Source organism: Acidovorax sp. SUPP2825 (assembly GCF_030158995.1).
Taxonomy (GTDB): Bacteria; Pseudomonadota; Gammaproteobacteria; order Burkholderiales; family Burkholderiaceae_C; genus Paracidovorax.
On the sequence record NZ_BQXK01000070.1, the window covers coordinates 1 to 511 of the forward strand.

1 pseudogene is annotated in these 511 nt (G+C 71.6%); it reads left to right on the forward strand.

Annotation, left to right across the window (positions count from 1 at the left end):
- Window positions 1-511: pseudogene (locus AVAK2825_RS24760) on the forward strand (hypothetical protein); the annotation flags it as partial.

Sequence of the window (511 nt, forward strand, 5' to 3'; positions counted from 1 at the left end):
TGATGGCCGTGGACAGCCTGCTCGATACCGCGACCCTGCAAGCGGCCCATGCCCGCAGTGCGTTGCTCACGGACCGCCATGCCGACGGCTGCATCGCCAGCGAAGCCGCCGCTGCCCTCTGGCTGCAAGCCGCCTCGGACACGCGGGACGCCAACGGGCGCGGGCTGGTGCTGCACCCGCCGGCGCTGGCAACGAATGCCACCGCGCATCGACTTCCCCAGCAGGCCCCGGAGCCCGAGGCGCTGCAACACGCCTTGCGCTCTGCCCTGGCCCATGCCCGCTGGCAAGCAGACAACGTGGGCTACACCGTCTCGGATTTCGATGGCTCCACCTGGCGGGCGATGGCACAGATTCCCACCCGGGCCCGGATAGGGCCAGGGTGGGACCCCATCGACTGGGAGCCCGCCGCCGTGATCGGCCAGGTCGGTGCCGCCACGGGCCCGGTGCATTGGGCCCTTGCCGCACAGCGCCTGCGCCACGATGCGCGACCGCCCAACTCCATCCTGTCGTG